Source organism: Cytophagales bacterium (assembly GCA_033344775.1).
In the GTDB taxonomy this organism is placed as follows: domain Bacteria; phylum Bacteroidota; class Bacteroidia; order Cytophagales; family Cyclobacteriaceae; genus JAWPMT01.
In genome coordinates, this window is record JAWPMT010000005.1 from 1,779,364 (window position 1) to 1,795,006 (window position 15,643).

10 protein-coding genes and 2 pseudogenes are annotated in these 15,643 nt (G+C 44.1%); 8 read left to right on the forward strand and 4 right to left on the reverse strand.

From position 1 onward, the window contains the following. Positions 1 to 169 precede the first annotated feature (169 nt). Together scpA and R8G66_25220 are read right to left on the reverse strand one after the other, a co-directional pair. Positions 170 to 2,149: pseudogene (gene scpA, locus R8G66_25215) on the reverse strand (methylmalonyl-CoA mutase). A gap of 99 nt (positions 2,150 to 2,248) precedes the next feature. Further along, positions 2,249 to 3,238 (reverse strand): annotated as a pseudogene (locus tag R8G66_25220) (methylmalonyl-CoA mutase family protein). A 267-nt stretch (positions 3,239 to 3,505) separates the two neighbouring features. Here R8G66_25220 and dnaA point away from each other — a divergent pair. From dnaA to R8G66_25245, 5 genes are all read left to right on the forward strand, one after another. Further along, positions 3,506 to 4,906, forward strand: coding sequence for a chromosomal replication initiator protein DnaA (dnaA, locus tag R8G66_25225; protein MDW3195702.1), 1,401 nt, complete (start codon positions 3,506 to 3,508; stop codon positions 4,904 to 4,906). A 54-nt stretch (positions 4,907 to 4,960) separates the two neighbouring features. Beyond that, positions 4,961 to 5,710: a molybdate ABC transporter substrate-binding protein gene (modA, locus tag R8G66_25230; protein MDW3195703.1), complete on the forward strand. Its 750-nt coding sequence runs from the start codon at positions 4,961 to 4,963 to the stop codon at positions 5,708 to 5,710. Positions 5,711 to 5,716: 6 nt separating this feature from the next. Next, positions 5,717 to 6,400 carry a molybdate ABC transporter permease subunit gene (modB, locus tag R8G66_25235; GenBank protein ID MDW3195704.1) on the forward strand — a complete coding sequence of 228 codons (684 nt, stop codon included), beginning with the start codon at positions 5,717 to 5,719 and terminating at the stop codon, positions 6,398 to 6,400. Then, positions 6,393 to 7,466, forward strand: a complete 1,074-nt coding sequence (modC, locus tag R8G66_25240) for a molybdenum ABC transporter ATP-binding protein (protein MDW3195705.1) — start codon at positions 6,393 to 6,395, stop codon at positions 7,464 to 7,466. The genes modB and modC overlap by 8 nt, the downstream gene beginning before the upstream one ends. Before the next feature lie 402 nt (positions 7,467 to 7,868). Continuing rightward, positions 7,869 to 9,107 carry a hypothetical protein gene (locus R8G66_25245; GenBank protein MDW3195706.1) on the forward strand — a complete coding sequence of 413 codons (1,239 nt, stop codon included), beginning with the start codon at positions 7,869 to 7,871 and terminating at the stop codon, positions 9,105 to 9,107. Between the two features lie 170 nt (positions 9,108 to 9,277). Here the strand turns inward: R8G66_25245 and R8G66_25250 are convergent, their stop codons facing one another. Further along, positions 9,278 to 10,735, reverse strand: coding sequence for a trypsin-like peptidase domain-containing protein (locus R8G66_25250; GenBank protein MDW3195707.1), 1,458 nt, complete (start codon positions 10,733 to 10,735; stop codon positions 9,278 to 9,280). 103 nt (positions 10,736 to 10,838) lie between these two features. Between R8G66_25250 and R8G66_25255 the strand changes: the two genes are divergently transcribed. Genes R8G66_25255 through rseP form a run of 3 tightly spaced genes read left to right on the forward strand, consistent with a single transcriptional unit; the run spans position 10,839 to position 14,816 of the window. After that, complete coding sequence (locus tag R8G66_25255; protein MDW3195708.1) at positions 10,839 to 12,338, forward strand: GH3 auxin-responsive promoter family protein; 1,500 nt, start codon at positions 10,839 to 10,841, stop codon at positions 12,336 to 12,338. A 1-nt stretch (position 12,339) separates the two neighbouring features. Continuing rightward, a complete protein-coding gene (locus R8G66_25260) occupies positions 12,340 to 13,503 on the forward strand; it encodes a 1-deoxy-D-xylulose-5-phosphate reductoisomerase (protein ID MDW3195709.1) in 1,164 nt (387 codons plus the stop codon). Beyond that, on the forward strand, positions 13,503 to 14,816 hold the full coding sequence (gene rseP / locus R8G66_25265; protein MDW3195710.1) for an RIP metalloprotease RseP: 1,314 nt from the start codon (positions 13,503 to 13,505) through the stop codon (positions 14,814 to 14,816). The genes R8G66_25260 and rseP overlap by 1 nt, the downstream gene beginning before the upstream one ends. 85 nt (positions 14,817 to 14,901) lie before the next feature. On the opposite strand, the gene R8G66_25270 is transcribed toward rseP, so the two are convergent. Further along, a complete protein-coding gene (locus R8G66_25270) occupies positions 14,902 to 15,573 on the reverse strand; it encodes a hypothetical protein (protein ID MDW3195711.1) in 672 nt (223 codons plus the stop codon). Positions 15,574 to 15,643 lie beyond the last annotated feature (70 nt).

The window sequence follows — 15,643 nt, forward strand, 5'->3', positions numbered from 1 at the left end:
TAAAAGTTGATTATTTATATAAAATTATGGACTTTTCGGATATTTTCCATCTGGAATCCTGGAAAGATTTTACAGATTCGACTTTTATCAAGTAGTTTCTTCAAGAAAGTCTGTCCATTTCTATCTGATCAAATGTCATCTCTGACACTACATTCTTAGCTAGAAAACATTAATTCGACTCCATCAAGTTCTCCAAAATCTCAGTGGCAGCGGATGCGATGACCGTTCCAGGTCCAAAAATCGCCAACACACCTTTGTCCTTCAGAAACTGATGATCGCTTTCCGGAATGATCCCACCGGCCACTACCGCAATATCCGATCGGCCAAGTTTTTCAAGCTCTTCGATGAGTTCGGGAACCAGGGTTTTGTGTCCTGCAGCAAGTGAAGACGCACCTACTAAATGAACATCATTTTCAGCCGCCTGCATGGCCACTTCAGCAGGTGTCTGAAATAATGGACCTACGTCTACATCGAATCCCAGATCAGCGAAAGAAGTGGCAATAACTTTTGCACCACGGTCATGTCCATCCTGCCCCATTTTAGCAATCATGATCCGAGGCCGACGACCATCGAACTCTTCGAATTGATCGGCTAATTTCCTTGCTTTGAGGAATGTCTCATTTTGTTTGATCTCTGAAGAATACACGCCGCTAATGGTTTTTGTGTTTGCTTTATATCGACCGAAGCTTTTTTCCATAGCCATTGAGATCTCACCCAGTGTCGCACGATTACGTGCCGCATCAACAGCGAGTGCTAATAAATTACCCTCTCCGGATGCTGCGGAATTCTCCAATACCTTAAGTGCCTTTTCAACGGCGACCTGATCCCTTTCACCTTTCAAAGCAGTCAGCCTTTCTACCTGACTTTGTAGTACTTTCTGGTTATCAACTTCCAGCAAGTCGATTTCCGTTTTATCGTCGGTTTGGAAATTATTGACGCCAACGATGGTTTCTTTCCCGGTATCGATCCTGGCTTGCTTGATCGCCGCAGCTTCCTCGATCTTCATCTTTGGGTAGCCCTGATCGATGGCCTTGGCCATACCTCCCATAGCTTCTACTTCCTGCAAGATCTCCCAGGCCTTCTCCATGAGTTCATGTGTCCTTTTCTCCACTTCACGCGAACCACCCCAGGGGTCAATCACCCGAGTAATATCTGTTTCTTTTTGAAGAAATAACTGGGTATCTCGAGCAATTTTTGCCGAATAATCCGTCGGAAGCGCAATGGCCTCATCCAGGGCATTGGTGTGCAAGCTTTGGGTGTGACCAAAGACTGCTGCCATGGCTTCAATGCATGTACGAGCCACGTTATTATAAGGGTCCTGGGCGGTTAAACTATAGCCGGAAGTCTGACTATGGGTACGCAACGCCAGTGATTTAGGATTCTTAGGATTGAATTGCTTCACCAGCTTAGCCCATAGTACACGCGCAGCACGCATTTTGGCGATTTCTGTCAACAGGTCCATTCCAATCCCCCAGAAGAAGGAAAGTCGAGGAGCAAATGCATCGATATCGATCCCCGATTCTATTCCTTGCCGAATGTACTCCACGCCATCTGCCAGCGTAAACGCTAACTCAATCTCAGCCGTAGCTCCTGCTTCGTGCATGTGGTAACCACTGATACTTATCGAATTGAATTTAGGCATGTGCTTGGAGGTATACTTAAAAATATCACCAACAATACGCATAGAATGTGATGGCGGATATATATAAGTGTTTCGAACCATAAATTCCTTCAGGATATCGTTCTGGATGGTTCCCGCTAATTGCGCCGGAGCTACTCCTTGTTCCTCGGCCGCGACTATATAGAACGCCATGATCGGGATCACCGCCCCATTCATGGTCATGGAAACAGACATCTTGTCGAGCGGTATCCCGTCGAACAGGGTCTTCATATCGAGAATAGAATCAATGGCCACTCCGGCTTTACCTACATCACCTTTTACCCGTGGGTGATCACTGTCATATCCGCGATGGGTGGCAAGATCAAAAGCCACCGACAATCCTTTTTGGCCTGCTGCCAGATTTCTTCTATAAAAGGCATTCGATTCTTCCGCCGTAGAAAACCCAGCGTATTGTCGGATCGTCCAGGGACGTAAAGTATACATCGTACTGTAAGGCCCCCTTAAATACGGAGCAATACCTGCAGAAAAACCCTCATGTGCGTAAGGCTTCGGCCCAGGAAGATCAGCATTGAAAGATGCAATTATTGCTTCATAGTCTGGTAGGCCCTGGTCTCTTTGTCGCATGATCTTCCAAACAGCCTGGCAAAACTGATCAGTCAGATGATCCAGCACATACGACCCGGCGCTTGCATCAGCCAATTCTTCCAGACGAGATTCGTAACGTAACAGATTTCCAATGTTTCTGGCAATCCTGCTATCAAATTCCGTGGATTTGAAAGGGTGTATCTCAAAACCTATTGCATCTGCCCCCCCAAGAATGGCTGCCATTCCGGAAGTAGTCAGGCTCAGTAAGTCATTCTCAGCATTTCCGGTGGATTTTGGAAAAGCGACTAAGGCGAATTCTCCGGAGCTTTCCCTCCAGTTTTGCAATGCCTGCCCGAGAAATATAAGGGTACGCATCCTGATCACCTCTGAATAAAATCGATGCGATGGGTGAATGGTCAGGGTAGTATCATCAAAAGGATGACCTTCCTTCAACAAGGCAAGCAGCACCTCCGCTGTGTGCTCAATCAGGCTTTCCGTATTGAACACCTGCGTATCTAAGCCGTAAGTCCTGATCTCCGCTGCATGTACGTCTTCAATTTTCCCCGTACCGAATACAAAACCTGACATTTGGTCCTCGGCAACATCAGCACGCTGAAGGTATCCCTGTAATTGATCATTCGAAATTCCAGAGAATGAAACTGAACAATATTGTGGCTGTATTCCTGAAACTACTTTGGACAAATCAATTGAAGGATCCTGGAACTTAAAGAACACGCCATCTATTCCTGCCTTTAGCGCCTGAAGTGCTTCATGGTTGGCCTTACTTTCTTCTTTCGCCTTTACTTCAATCGGTTCAAGTAACTGCCAGCGCTTTGCCTGACGTTTTTCAAAAAAATGGGTAAGGTATTGCGATGGTACAACCGAACTTTGATCGTAATAGCCAAAAGCTTTCAAATGAGGATCCACAGACCAGGTCAGGGAATCTTCTAGCGAAGCTCCCTTAATATCGGCCGTGGCCTTTGCAATCCAACCGTCATTATCGATTTTGTTAAACTCCTCAAAATCAGGCATTACTAAAGTGGGGTTAATGTATGTTAGGGTAAAATTAGCTCTTTGTTAAAAACAATCTTGATATAGTTCAAACACGAAAAAAAAGGGAATTGCATTTTTCAAAGAATTTTATCAGGAAAGTCGGCCAAATACGTGTGAAATGAGTTTTCGAAAAAGTCAATAGGAAAACAATTTTTTTCTTAAAAAAGTTTGAGTCAATTTTGATGTCCCCTTAAATCTAAATGAGGGAAATAAACACTCAAAAGACCGCCCGTAAGACGCTTGTCCATGTACACAAAAACCTGGGAAAAATGCCTCCAATTCATTCAGCAGCGCATTCCTGCTCAAAGTTATAAGACTTGGTTTTTGCCTATTCAGCCAATTAAGCTGGAAAACAATGTACTTACCATTCAGGTACCGAGCCAGTTTTTCTACGAATGGTTAGAGGAAAACTACGTACACTTATTGAAACAAGCCATCCAGGCAGAAATCGGTTCCGAAGGTAGATTGGAATATTCTGTTGTGGTTGATAGAGGCGATGAATTGGTTCAACCATACACTGTAAATGTCTCTGGAGTTGTAAATAGTCAAAATAAAGCCCGTGTAAACGGTTTTGATCAATATAAGAATCCTCAATTCATTCAGGAATTGGCTTCGGATTCTAATCTGAATCCAACTTACCTTTTTGAAAATTTCATAGAAGGTGATTGCAATCGACTGGCTCGCTCAGCAGGATATGCAGTTGCGAAAAAACCGGGTGTTACCTCTTTCAATCCACTGATGATCTATGGAGGTGTTGGATTAGGAAAAACACATCTGGTTCAGGCCATTGGCAATGAGATCAAGCGAAACCATCCTGATAAGTATGTATTCTATGTTGCGTCTGAAAAATTCACGACGCAATTCATTGATGCATTAAAGAATAACAGCATTCAGGAGTTCATCGCTTATTATAGAAATGTGGATGTACTGATTCTGGATGACGTTCAGTTTCTGAAAGAAAAAGAAAAGACCCAGGAAATTTTCTTCCACATCTTCAACCACCTGCATCAGAGTGGTAAGCAGATCATCATGACTAGTGATTGTGCACCCCGAGATCTTCAAGGCTTACAGGAAAGATTGGTTTCCCGATTCAAATGGGGACTGACAACTGATTTACAAACGCCGGATTTCGAAACGCGCATGGCAATCATCCTTAAGAAATTGCAGGCAGATGGCATTCGCATCCCGGATCAGGTGGTAGAATACCTTGCCTATTCTGTTGACACGAATATCCGAGAGCTCGAAGGTGTGATCATTTCCCTAATCGCTCATGCATCTCTGACTAAAGATCAGATCGATCTGGAATTAGCCAAGCAGACACTTAAAAATATCGTTACTGATATCGACTCAGAGGTTGGGATCGATTACATCCAAAAGACGGTTTCTGATTACTTCAAGGTTGATCAGGATGACCTGAAAGCGAAGACCAGAAAACGCGAGATCGTAATTGCGCGTCAGGTGGCCATGTATTTCTCCAAAGATTACACCAATCATTCGCTGAAATCCATTGGTTATCATTTTGGAGGTCGTGATCACAGTACGGTCATTCATGCTGTCCAGTCTGTCAATGACATGATGGATACCAATGCCAAATTCCGCTATTCTATAGATGAACTGAAAAAGAAGCTCAAAATGCGTACAGCATAAGGGATTTTTCAACGCAGTTTTTCCGAACATTCTCCTTCTACCTATCTTGGTGAGATGAAAAGGATTTTCTCAATCCTGTGCATCTTGATCTTGTGCAAGGCTTGTACGCCCATATCGGACCTCACAATAATCCAGGTGTTCGTAGCTGCCAGCTTAAGTCCTGTTGTCACGGAATTAGGTGAATTGTATCAAGATGAGCGAAACATCAAAATTGTCTTGAATACTGCTTCCAGCGGAACCCTCGCCAGGCAAATCGCTCAAGGAGCATCAGCAGACCTTTTCATATCTGCAAATCAGCAATGGATCACCTACCTTCAAAACGAACAACTGATTTTTAACGAAAGCACACTACCCATCATTAATCAATTGGTTTTGGTGGCTCCCATAAAAGATTCCCATGATATCATTGACCCCTATAACAATGAAAAAATTAATGACCTGCTACAATCTAACAGATTAGCCATTGGAGATCCTAATCACGTCCCAGTGGGACAATATGCCCTACAGGCCATTGAGGCTTTGAATTGGCAACTATCATCAAAACAGACCTTACCATCCAAAGACGCCCGTGCCACTTTGGTGGCAGTAGAATTGGGAGAAGCGGAACTGGGTATTGTTTATCAAACCGACGCTAAAAAATCGAAAAAGGTCAACATCATTGGTACGCTCCCTAAAGAAGCATACGCGCCGATTCGCTACTTTGCAGGTACTTGTAGTAATAATCCATTGACTGCCGAATTTTTAATCTTCATGAACAGCCCTGAGGCAAGGCAGATTTGGGAAAAACACGGGTTTATCTTGTAGTGACCATTGACCTTTAGTGAATCAACATATCAAGCCATTTATCTGTCCGTAAAGGTCGGACTTATCAGCACACTGGTATCACTGCCTTTTGCAATTCTATTGGGTTATTGGATGGCCCGTAAAAACTTCATAGGGAAGCCCGTGCTGGAAGGGATCATCCATTTACCACTGGTGATGCCTCCGGTTGCTACTGGCTATTTACTTCTCCTGATTTTTGGGACGAAGGGGATCATCGGGAATTGGTTATTCGAAGTTTTTGGCATTCGATTGGCTTTTGCTTTTCCTGCAGCTGTTCTTGCAGCGATCGTCGTGGCGTTTCCCCTCATGGTACGTTCCATACGAACGGCCATGGAGCTGATCGATCCGAAACTTGAACAGACATCATTGCTATTAGGTGTCAGTCACATCAAGACCTTATTCAAAATCACGATCCCGCTTGCGGCTCCAGGCATCATATCCGGTACTGTATTGGCCTTTGCCAGATCTTTGGGTGAATTCGGAGCGACCATATCCTTCGCAGGAAATATCCCTGGAGAAACACAAACATTGCCCCTTGCCATCTATTCAAAAATGCAAATACCCGGTGAAGAACAAGCCACTTTTATGCTGGTGGCAATCGCCGTTGGCATTTCATTTATCGCCATGATCCTTTCTGAGTGGTCCATCAAAAAAATGAAGCTGCATGGTTAGTGTTGATTACCTTTTGGATCGAGGAAACTTCAAAACCCAGGTGAAAACCATCTTTCCAAAGGGTATCACTGGCATCTATGGCCCAAGTGGTTCCGGGAAAACCACTTTATTGAACGTTATAGCTGGCCTGGACAAACCGGATACTGGCAGCATTGAAGTCGGTGATCATACCTTATTTGATTCCGAAGCAAACATTCATACACCTATATCCAAAAGGAATGTCGGGTATGTCTTTCAGGAAGGTCGACTGTTCCCGCATCTTAGTGTGGAACAAAACCTGAAATATGGCATTAAGCCTGAGAAAGCGAGTCAGTTCACTTTTAAGGAAGTCATTGATTTACTGCAAATCCAACATTTATTATCCTCCAGGCCTGCCCAGCTTTCGGGTGGAGAACAACAACGCGTTGCCATTGGTCGCGCGCTGCTCTCCTCGCCTGCTATTTTGCTCTTAGACGAACCATTTTCTGCATTAGATACTCAGCTTCGGGATCAGATCTTACCTTTCATTTACCAGATTCATCAACGGATTGAAATCCCTATTTTGGTAGTCAGCCATGACTTATCAGAATTACTGAAACTTTCCCAAAATCTACTCTGCCTTCAGCATGGTCAATGTGTCGGGCATGGCAATTTTATTGACCTAATTAAGCAACCGGAGACACATGCCGTGTTTGGTAATCGTCCTTTGATCAATTGTTTTGAAATGCAGCCGGTTTTGACCGATAAGGATGAAGACCTCACTACCCTAAAATGGCAGTATGACAAACAAGATGTGTTTGTCAAATGTCAGCGTACAGCTATCGAACATGAGGGCTCTGTGAGGGTTTTCCTGAACGCTGATGACATTTCTTTATCCCTGCATCAAGTCGAACAGGTCACTACACAAAATCAATTGTCTGGAAAAGTGACGCAACTCATCCCTCGCAACCAGGCCATGATCTGTATTGTGAATGTAGGCTTCCCTCTGATCGTGGAGATCACACGTGATTCTCAGAAGCGACTAAACATCCAAGTGGGTACTTCGCTTTGGTGTTTGTTTAAGTCGGTAGCTATTGGGTTGGCGTGAGGATACTGTAAATGTCTACTTCGACAGGCTCAGTATGACATTAAATTCGATTGGCTCGGAGACACCCCAAAGCCATTAAGCTATGATTCGTCACAGCGAAGAATTGATCGGCCGAAGCGGCAGTCTATTCCCTATTTCAACTTCGAAACCTTATTTGAGATTGCTTCTTGGCATCGTAATGACGGTCCTTTTCTTAGCTTAATGGCTTTGGGGATACCTTGTCGGCATGAGTTTAAATTGCCGGGCTCTGTGACTTGCGGCTAGAATTACAATTAGCCTCTCATTTTAGCTTGTGTACCTACACACTTACAAATTTCTACCAATATTACCCATCCCATAGAAATACGACCTCTCGTAATGCCCGACGCTGACAGCTCGGATAGTTGATTCTAATTTCGAATCATGAGTTTTCGTTTTACTACTTTTTTCCTACTATTTCTGGGTTTCAATTTGGTTTTCGGTCAAACTGAATCTGAATTCCAGGAACTCATCAAAGTGCAAGTTGATTGCCGTGGTTGCAACAACAACTTCATTCGCCAAAACATCCGAAGTGTCTCTCATGTCCGTGACCAGGCGTTGGCGGATGTTTATGTGTTGGTCAATCAAACCTTTACTCCTGCTACCCGATTATTCAATATCTCCCTGGAAGGGTTGAATGAATTTGAAGGGATCAATAATCAGTTTGAACACCCGATCTCCCGTACGCAGACCTCTCAGGAGCAAAATGAGGAACTAGTCAAAGTACTTACTATCGCCCTGGCGCCTTATCTGTTGCATCGCATATCTGATGCCATGACCTTGGAAATATCCGCAGATTCGGCTAATTTGATCGGCCCGGAAGAAGAGGAAGACAAGTGGCGCAACTGGATCTTTAGCGTAGCCGCAAGACTCAACCTGAACGAACAGGATACTCGAAAACAATCTTCTCTCACCCTGCGCTTTGATGGCGATAAAGTAACTGAAAACTGGCGGGTACGGCTGGATGGCCGGTTTCGCCGGAACATCTTGAAAATCTCAGAAGAAGGCCAGGAGCCATTCTCTAGTCGAGTAGAAAATGAATTCATTGGTGGTAGTGTGGTCAAAAGTCTTTCCAACCATTGGTCTACTGGTGTATTCAGCAGCTATTTTGCCAATACGGCGGACAATTTGAACAGTCGGGTCAACACCTCCTTTGCTCTGGAATACAATTTTTTCGATTACCAGGAAGTACTGACAAGAGAGATGACCATCGCCTACCGACTTGGCATGAACTGGCAAGCGTATCAGGATCCGACCATATTTGATCGCCTTGACGATCGGTTTGGGAGCCAGTCGCTTGCCGTAGAAATACGATTTAGAAAGAACTGGGGTAATTTTTTCTCGACGATCCGGGGTTCTCATTTCCTGAATAATTTTAAGAGAAACCGGCTTTCCATCGACAATTCCGCCTCTGTCCGGGTCTGGAAAGGGCTCACTGTACAGCTCAATGCGGAATTCAATATCATCCGTGATCAGATCAATTTACCGAAGGGCGAAGCCTCTCTGGAAGATGTCATTCTTCAGCAAAGGGCAATTGCTAAAAGTTACGACCTGTTCATTGGTACTGGCATTAACTACACTTTTGGTTCCATCTTCAATAATATTTTGAATACGAGGTTGTAGGGATAAATAAGTATAAACGTCAACTTAAGCGTCATTCCTGCGCAGGCAGGAATCTCAATATTAGATGTGCGATATGATTTTGAGATTCCCAGACACGCCGGGAATGACGAATATTTTTTTTCGGCTTAAGTTGACTACCTCAAATCGCAACGATTAATTCAAGACAAGTATCAGAACCTATACGGAAAATAAACCTGTCGTCCATTTCGGTCGATACCGACAATGGTGACCCTGCCCCGGATACGGGACAACAACTCAGAAAGTTCTTCCGGAGTATCCATCGGACGACCATTGATGGAGGTAATGATGAACCCTTCCGGGATGTCTAGTCGGGCAAAGAAACCTCTTCGATCAAATTCAATAACTTTTATCCCTCCGGAAACGCCATACGCCTCTCTATCAGCTTTCGGCAGTGCTTCAAACGTCGCTTGCAGGTCTTCTGAATAGTAAGTTACCTTCCTTAGAATACCGGTGGTTCCTTCCCGATTGGTCAATGTCATGTTCTTATTGAGCGTGCGATCGTCGCGACGAACCACCAGATCAATCTCATCACCGGGGTATAATCCAGCCAGGTATTCCTCCAGATTGGCTTTGGAATCTACTTGCTTACCATTGGCTCTTAGGATGACGTCTCCTTTTTCTAATCCGGCCTTTTCTGAAGCACTATTTCGAGCGACTGCCGCGATCAGGACTCCTTGCAAGCTTTGTAGCTCTAATTTATCGGCAATCTCACTGTCTATGTCCAGGAATTCTGCACCTGTTAAGGCTTTCTGTACCTGACCATATTTTACCAGGTCCGTGTATACTTTTTTCACAATGTCTACAGGGACTGCAAATCCATAACCAGCATAAGACCCTGTTCTGGATAATATGGCGGTATTGATTCCGATCAATTCTCCCTTTTTGTTGACCAAAGCACCACCACTGTTCCCTGGGTTAATGGCCGCATCTGTTTGAATGAAAGATTCGATTGGGAAGCGGTCTCTTAAAATATTGATATTTCTACCCTTGGCACTGACAATACCTGCGGTAACCGTTGAAGTAAGGTTAAAGGGGTTTCCTACGGCCAGCACCCACTCACCTACATTTACGTTACTAGACTTCCCTAAGGCAATGGCCGGCAAACTGGCATCATCTACTTTGATCACAGCCAGGTCTGTTGAAGGATCGGTTCCAATTAATTCCGCATCATAAATTTTCTTACCTACTGTGACTCGGATGATATCCGCATCTTCAATCACATGATTGTTAGTAACGATATAGCCATCTTTTGAAAAGATCACACCAGAACCTGACCCCACCTTTTGCTGGCTTCTGGGCTCAAAGAACCAATCGAATACACTCCTTCCCATGTATTCGTATTCGGTCGAAGTTTGAATGAATACTACACTGTTGGTACTGGAAAAAGAAGCTTGCACAAAATCCTCCCGAAACAAGCTGGTGTCTACGGGTATATCTGCCCTGGAGATGATGGGTTCATCTTCGGTTGATCGAAAATTCGAAAACTGCGCTGATGTATCTTGTTCGATCTCAGAAATGATCTCAGATTTGTACCATTCGGCTCCTACGATCAATCCTAAAAACCCTGTTGAAAACCCGATAATCGCCGTAAGCAAAACTCTTCTCATCCGTTCACTCTTTTATTTCGAAAGTTATTTACTGCAAAGTGAAAAAATTGTTTCATTATTGTTTGTTCGACACGACTAAATTTGTGCAACGTCTCACCTAAATATGGGAATCCGAGCCATTTTAAGCAAACCTTTTGCCTCACTGATTGTGAAAGACCAAAAAAAATGGTCTCAGCATCCTGGTGAGTATCAACAAGCCATTTTCAACCACCTGATCAAAGTTGGTGCAACAACGACTTTCGGGAAAGACCATGGCTTTGGTGACATCAAAAACCACGAAGACTTCAAAAAACAAGTTCCGATTCGGGATTATGAAGCTTTGTCACCGTATGTTCAGCAAATACTGGATGGAAAATCGGATGTACTTTGGAAAGGTAAGCCTACTTATTTTGCCAAAACGTCCGGAACCACCAGCGGCACCAAATACATCCCGATCACTAAAGATTCTATCCCTAACCACATCAACAGTGCCCGGAATGCGCTCTTGTCCTACGTTCACGAATCAGAGAACTCGGATTTTCTGGATCGCAAGCTGATCTTCCTTTCCGGTAGCCCTACGATGGATAAAAGGGCTGGCATTCATACCGGACGACTTTCTGGCATTGTTAACCATCATGTACCTTCTTACCTGCGAACCAACCAGCTACCCTCTTACGAAACGAATTGCATCGAGGATTGGGAATCGAAAGTGGACAAAATCGTAGAAGAGACCATCGATCAGGACATGTCACTGATTTCTGGCATTCCGCCCTGGGTACAGATGTATTTTGACCGACTGGTAGAAAAGAAAGGCGTTCCAGTCAAGGACATTTTCCCCAATTTTTCGCTATTCGTTTATGGAGGGGTCAATTTCGAACCATATCGAAAAAAACTTTTTGAAACGATTGGCAAAAGCATTGATTCCATAGAGACTTATCCCGCCTCGGAAGGATTCATCGCTTATCAGGACACACAGCACGAAGAAGGATTATTGCTCTTAGCCAATAGTGGGATATTTTTTGAATTTGTTCCTGCAGATAAATATTTCGAAGAAAATCCTCCTCGTTACACCATTGATGAAGTAGAGATCGGAATAAACTATGCAGTCATCATCAATAGTAACGCCGGCTTATGGGGGTATTCCATCGGCGATACAGTGAAATTTGTGAGTAAATCTCCTCATCGATTGTTGGTTACTGGCCGGATCAAGCATTTTATTTCTGCTTTTGGTGAACATGTGATCGGCGAAGAAGTTGAAAAGGCAATGAAGCTTGCTTGCGAAGAACAGCCAGGAACAGAATTGGTGGAGTTTACTGTAGCTCCCAACGTGACCCCAGAAGAGGGTCTACCACGACACGAATGGTACATTGCATTCGCTAATGAACCAAAAGACCTGTCCTCTTTCGCAAAAAGCTTAGATTTGCACCTTCGTAAGCTTAACTCCTATTATGATGATCTGATCAGCGGGGCCATTCTGGAAGAGCTTAAGATCATTAGGTTGCAAAAAAATGCTTTTATCGACTACATGAAATCCATTGGAAAACTGGGCGGGCAAAACAAAGTTCCCCGACTGTCAAACGACCGAAAAATTGCCGATCAGTTGATCCAACATTCCCTCAAATAAGATCTTGGAAAAGCCCCAGAAACGAATTGCAATCTTAGGTTCCACTGGTTCCATTGGAACACAAACCCTCGAAGTGGTCGCGCAACATGCGGATCGGTTTGCGGTGGAAGTATTGACGGCCAACAACAATGCAGACCTACTGATCCGTCAAGCCGGTCAATTCAAACCCAATGTAGTGGTCATCGGCAATGAATCCCTGTACGATCAGGTATTCTCAGCACTGGATCCATTGGATATCAAAGTATATGCCGGCGACAATGCGCTGGCGAGTGTCGTGCAGATGGACTCAGTGGATATTGTGCTTACGGCATTGGTTGGCTATTCAGGGCTGAAACCTACCATCGCAGCAATAGAAGCCGGAAAACCGATTGCACTGGCGAACAAAGAAACATTAGTGGTTGCCGGTGAACTGATCACCAAACTGGCACAGGAAAAAGGTGTCAATATCCTTCCTGTAGATTCGGAACACTCTGCTATTTTCCAGTGCCTGGTCGGAGAATTCCACAATCCGATCGAAAAATTGATCCTTACGGCTTCAGGCGGCCCTTTCCGAGGAAAATCCAGAGAGGAATTGCTGACCGTAACCAAGGCCCAGGCCTTGAAGCACCCCAACTGGGACATGGGTGCCAAAATCACCATCGATTCCGCCAGCCTTATGAATAAAGGGCTGGAAGTGATCGAAGCAAAATGGTTGTTTGGCATTGGCCTGGACAAGATTGAGGTGGTGGTACATCCACAGTCCATCATCCACTCGATGGTTCAATTTGAAGATGCATCGATTAAAGCACAACTTGGACTACCAGATATGCGTATTCCTATTCAGTTCGCCCTGAGCTATCCAGAGCGACTGAAATCTAATTTCCCACGATTTGATTTCGTGGACTATCCATCGCTGACGTTTGAGAAGCCGGACACGTCCACTTTTAGGAATCTGGCTTTGGCGTACGAAGCCATAAAATCAGGAGGGAATAAACCATGCATCCTGAACGCGGCCAATGAAATAGCCGTAGACGGATTTTTGAAGGATAAAATAGGATTCCTGGAAATCTCCGATATCATCGAGCAATGTCTCGAAAAAGTTGATTTCGTAAGGCAACCCATATTGGAAGACTTTGTAAATACAGATAAAGAAACAAGAATTAAAGCGAGAGAATTAGTAGCGTAATGGAAACGATTATTATGACGGTCCAGCTTTTGCTGGGTTTATCCATACTTGTAGGCGTACATGAGTGGGGCCATCTGGCTGCCGCCAAAGCCTTCGGCATGCGTGTCGAAAAGTACTCTATCGGATTTCCACCGAAGATCTGGGGTAAAAAATTCGGTGAAACAGAATACTCCATTGGAGCGATTCCTTTGGGTGGTTTTGTGAAAATCTCCGGCATGATCGATGAATCACTGGACACAGAAAGCCTTAGCGAAGAACCCGAACCATGGGAATTTCGTGCTAAGCCAGCCTGGCAGCGTCTGATTGTCATGTTGGGTGGTATCATCGTGAATGTCATCACAGGTATCATCATATTCATCGCTCTTACTTACTCCCAGGGCGAAAGATATCTATCCAAAGAAGAGCTCAATAAGCATGGAATCGTAGCTTATGAACTGGGTGAAAAGATCGGATTCAAGACGGGTGATAAGGTCATCAACATCAATGGCCAGGATTTTCAGAAATTCCGTGATTTGATCAGCCCCGATGTGTTGTTAGGTACGGATGGTTACTACACCGTACTGCGAGATGGCCAGGAGGTCCGAATCGATATTCCTAACAATTTCCTGGATGATTTTTCCGAAGGACGCGAAGCTACGCCATTCATCATTCCGCTTGCGCCGTTCAAAGTAGGCACCATTCCAGCAGGCAGCGACGCAATTCAAGGCGGGCTTCAGGAAGGTGATAAATTCATTACGGTACAAGGTCAACCCATTCGTTTTTATGATGATCTGGCAACAGTGCTTGATCAAAACAAAAACGGTTCTGTCAATGCCGTGGTAGACCGGGATGGTCAACAACATGAGCTTAACTTAATCGTGAATGAAAATGGAAAATTGAAAATTGGCATTCAATATGACATTGATTATTCCACCAATGAATTCACTTTCGGAGAATCCGTATCCAGAGGGACCAACCGCGCATTCAGCGTCGTATGGGTGAACATTAAAGCATTTGGTAAAATCTTCTCAGGAGATATCTCGCCTAGAAAATCATTATCCGGTCCTATTGGTATCGCTGGCCTGTTTGGTGGCGATTGGGACTGGGTGAACTTCTGGAACATCACAGGACTACTCTCTATGGTTCTTGCTTTCATGAACTTGCTCCCGATCCCTGCTTTGGATGGCGGTCACGTCATGTTCCTTACCTGGGAAATGGTCACCGGCAGAAAGCCTTCGGACAAGTTCCTGGAGAATGCCCAAAAAGTAGGTATGGTTCTAATTCTGGGACTGATGGTTTTTGTCATTTTTAACGACATCTCCAAGTTCTTTTAACATATAAAAGATACTTTTTGAATACTTTAAACAGCCTCTTTTGAGGCTGTTTGTTTTTAAGGAGATTTGAGAATAACTCAGTACTTCAATAGTATCCATCGTACTGCTGATACCATTGTTTACTGAAGTTACGCAAGTTACTTTTTATGTTGCCACCTGACTTCCTGCCTCCAGCAAGTATAACCGTGAACCCGGAAAGTAAAAAGACTCCACCGATAGCTGATCTTTGATTTACTCCCTTCTGAAAATCCGAAGCGCAACCAGCCGTTCCACACTTAACACTTCCGAGGATACCTTGAACTTGACTAGCAAGTAGCAGACCTCCTCCAATTGAGGATAAGGCTATTCCCAAACTTTCAGATGCCCTGTGCTTTCGTCGATTTCTCAAGATCTTATTCAGCATATCATTAAACTTTGTCATAGAACCGTCATAATATTCGATATGAATATTTCTATCCTTCAACCAACGGGCATTTTCGTCAGACCTAAACAAGTCCGTACCTTCATACTTATCTCCTAAGGTCAAATCCAACCAATTGATTGTGGTCTTTTTCAGTTTCGCCAAAGACTTTGTTTTCAGTGCCTCTGATAAGTTTTTATTGATTGTGGGATTATTCCACTCGTATATGTGAACTGGAAAGTGATTTTCTTCCAGCCACTCTTCCTGCGCCGGGTAGAGAGAAGTCGTTTCTTGCGAAATAGCATCCTGGCACAATGGACAAAGTAGCACCAACAATAGAAATAGTTGCAGTTTCATGAATGATTTGAAGTTTTGATCAACATGTCAAAACTGATACAACAACCCGGCTTCATTTAATTGAATTTCA

What these genes read in the sequence shown, in the direction of transcription:
- modC (MDW3195705.1), top strand. Translation starts at nt 6,393, where the DNA reads ATGGTTAGTGTTGATTACCTTTTGGATCGAGGAAACTTCAAAACCCAG.
- R8G66_25250 (MDW3195707.1), bottom strand. Translation starts at nt 10,735, where the DNA reads ATGAGAAGAGTTTTGCTTACGGCGATTATCGGGTTTTCAACAGGGTTT.
- R8G66_25270 (MDW3195711.1), bottom strand. Translation starts at nt 15,573, where the DNA reads ATGAAACTGCAACTATTTCTATTGTTGGTGCTACTTTGTCCATTGTGC.
- rseP (MDW3195710.1), top strand. Translation starts at nt 13,503, where the DNA reads ATGGAAACGATTATTATGACGGTCCAGCTTTTGCTGGGTTTATCCATA.
- R8G66_25255 (MDW3195708.1), top strand. Translation starts at nt 10,839, where the DNA reads ATGGGAATCCGAGCCATTTTAAGCAAACCTTTTGCCTCACTGATTGTG.
- dnaA (MDW3195702.1), top strand. Translation starts at nt 3,506, where the DNA reads ATGTACACAAAAACCTGGGAAAAATGCCTCCAATTCATTCAGCAGCGC.
- R8G66_25245 (MDW3195706.1), top strand. Translation starts at nt 7,869, where the DNA reads ATGAGTTTTCGTTTTACTACTTTTTTCCTACTATTTCTGGGTTTCAAT.
- modA (MDW3195703.1), top strand. Translation starts at nt 4,961, where the DNA reads ATGAAAAGGATTTTCTCAATCCTGTGCATCTTGATCTTGTGCAAGGCT.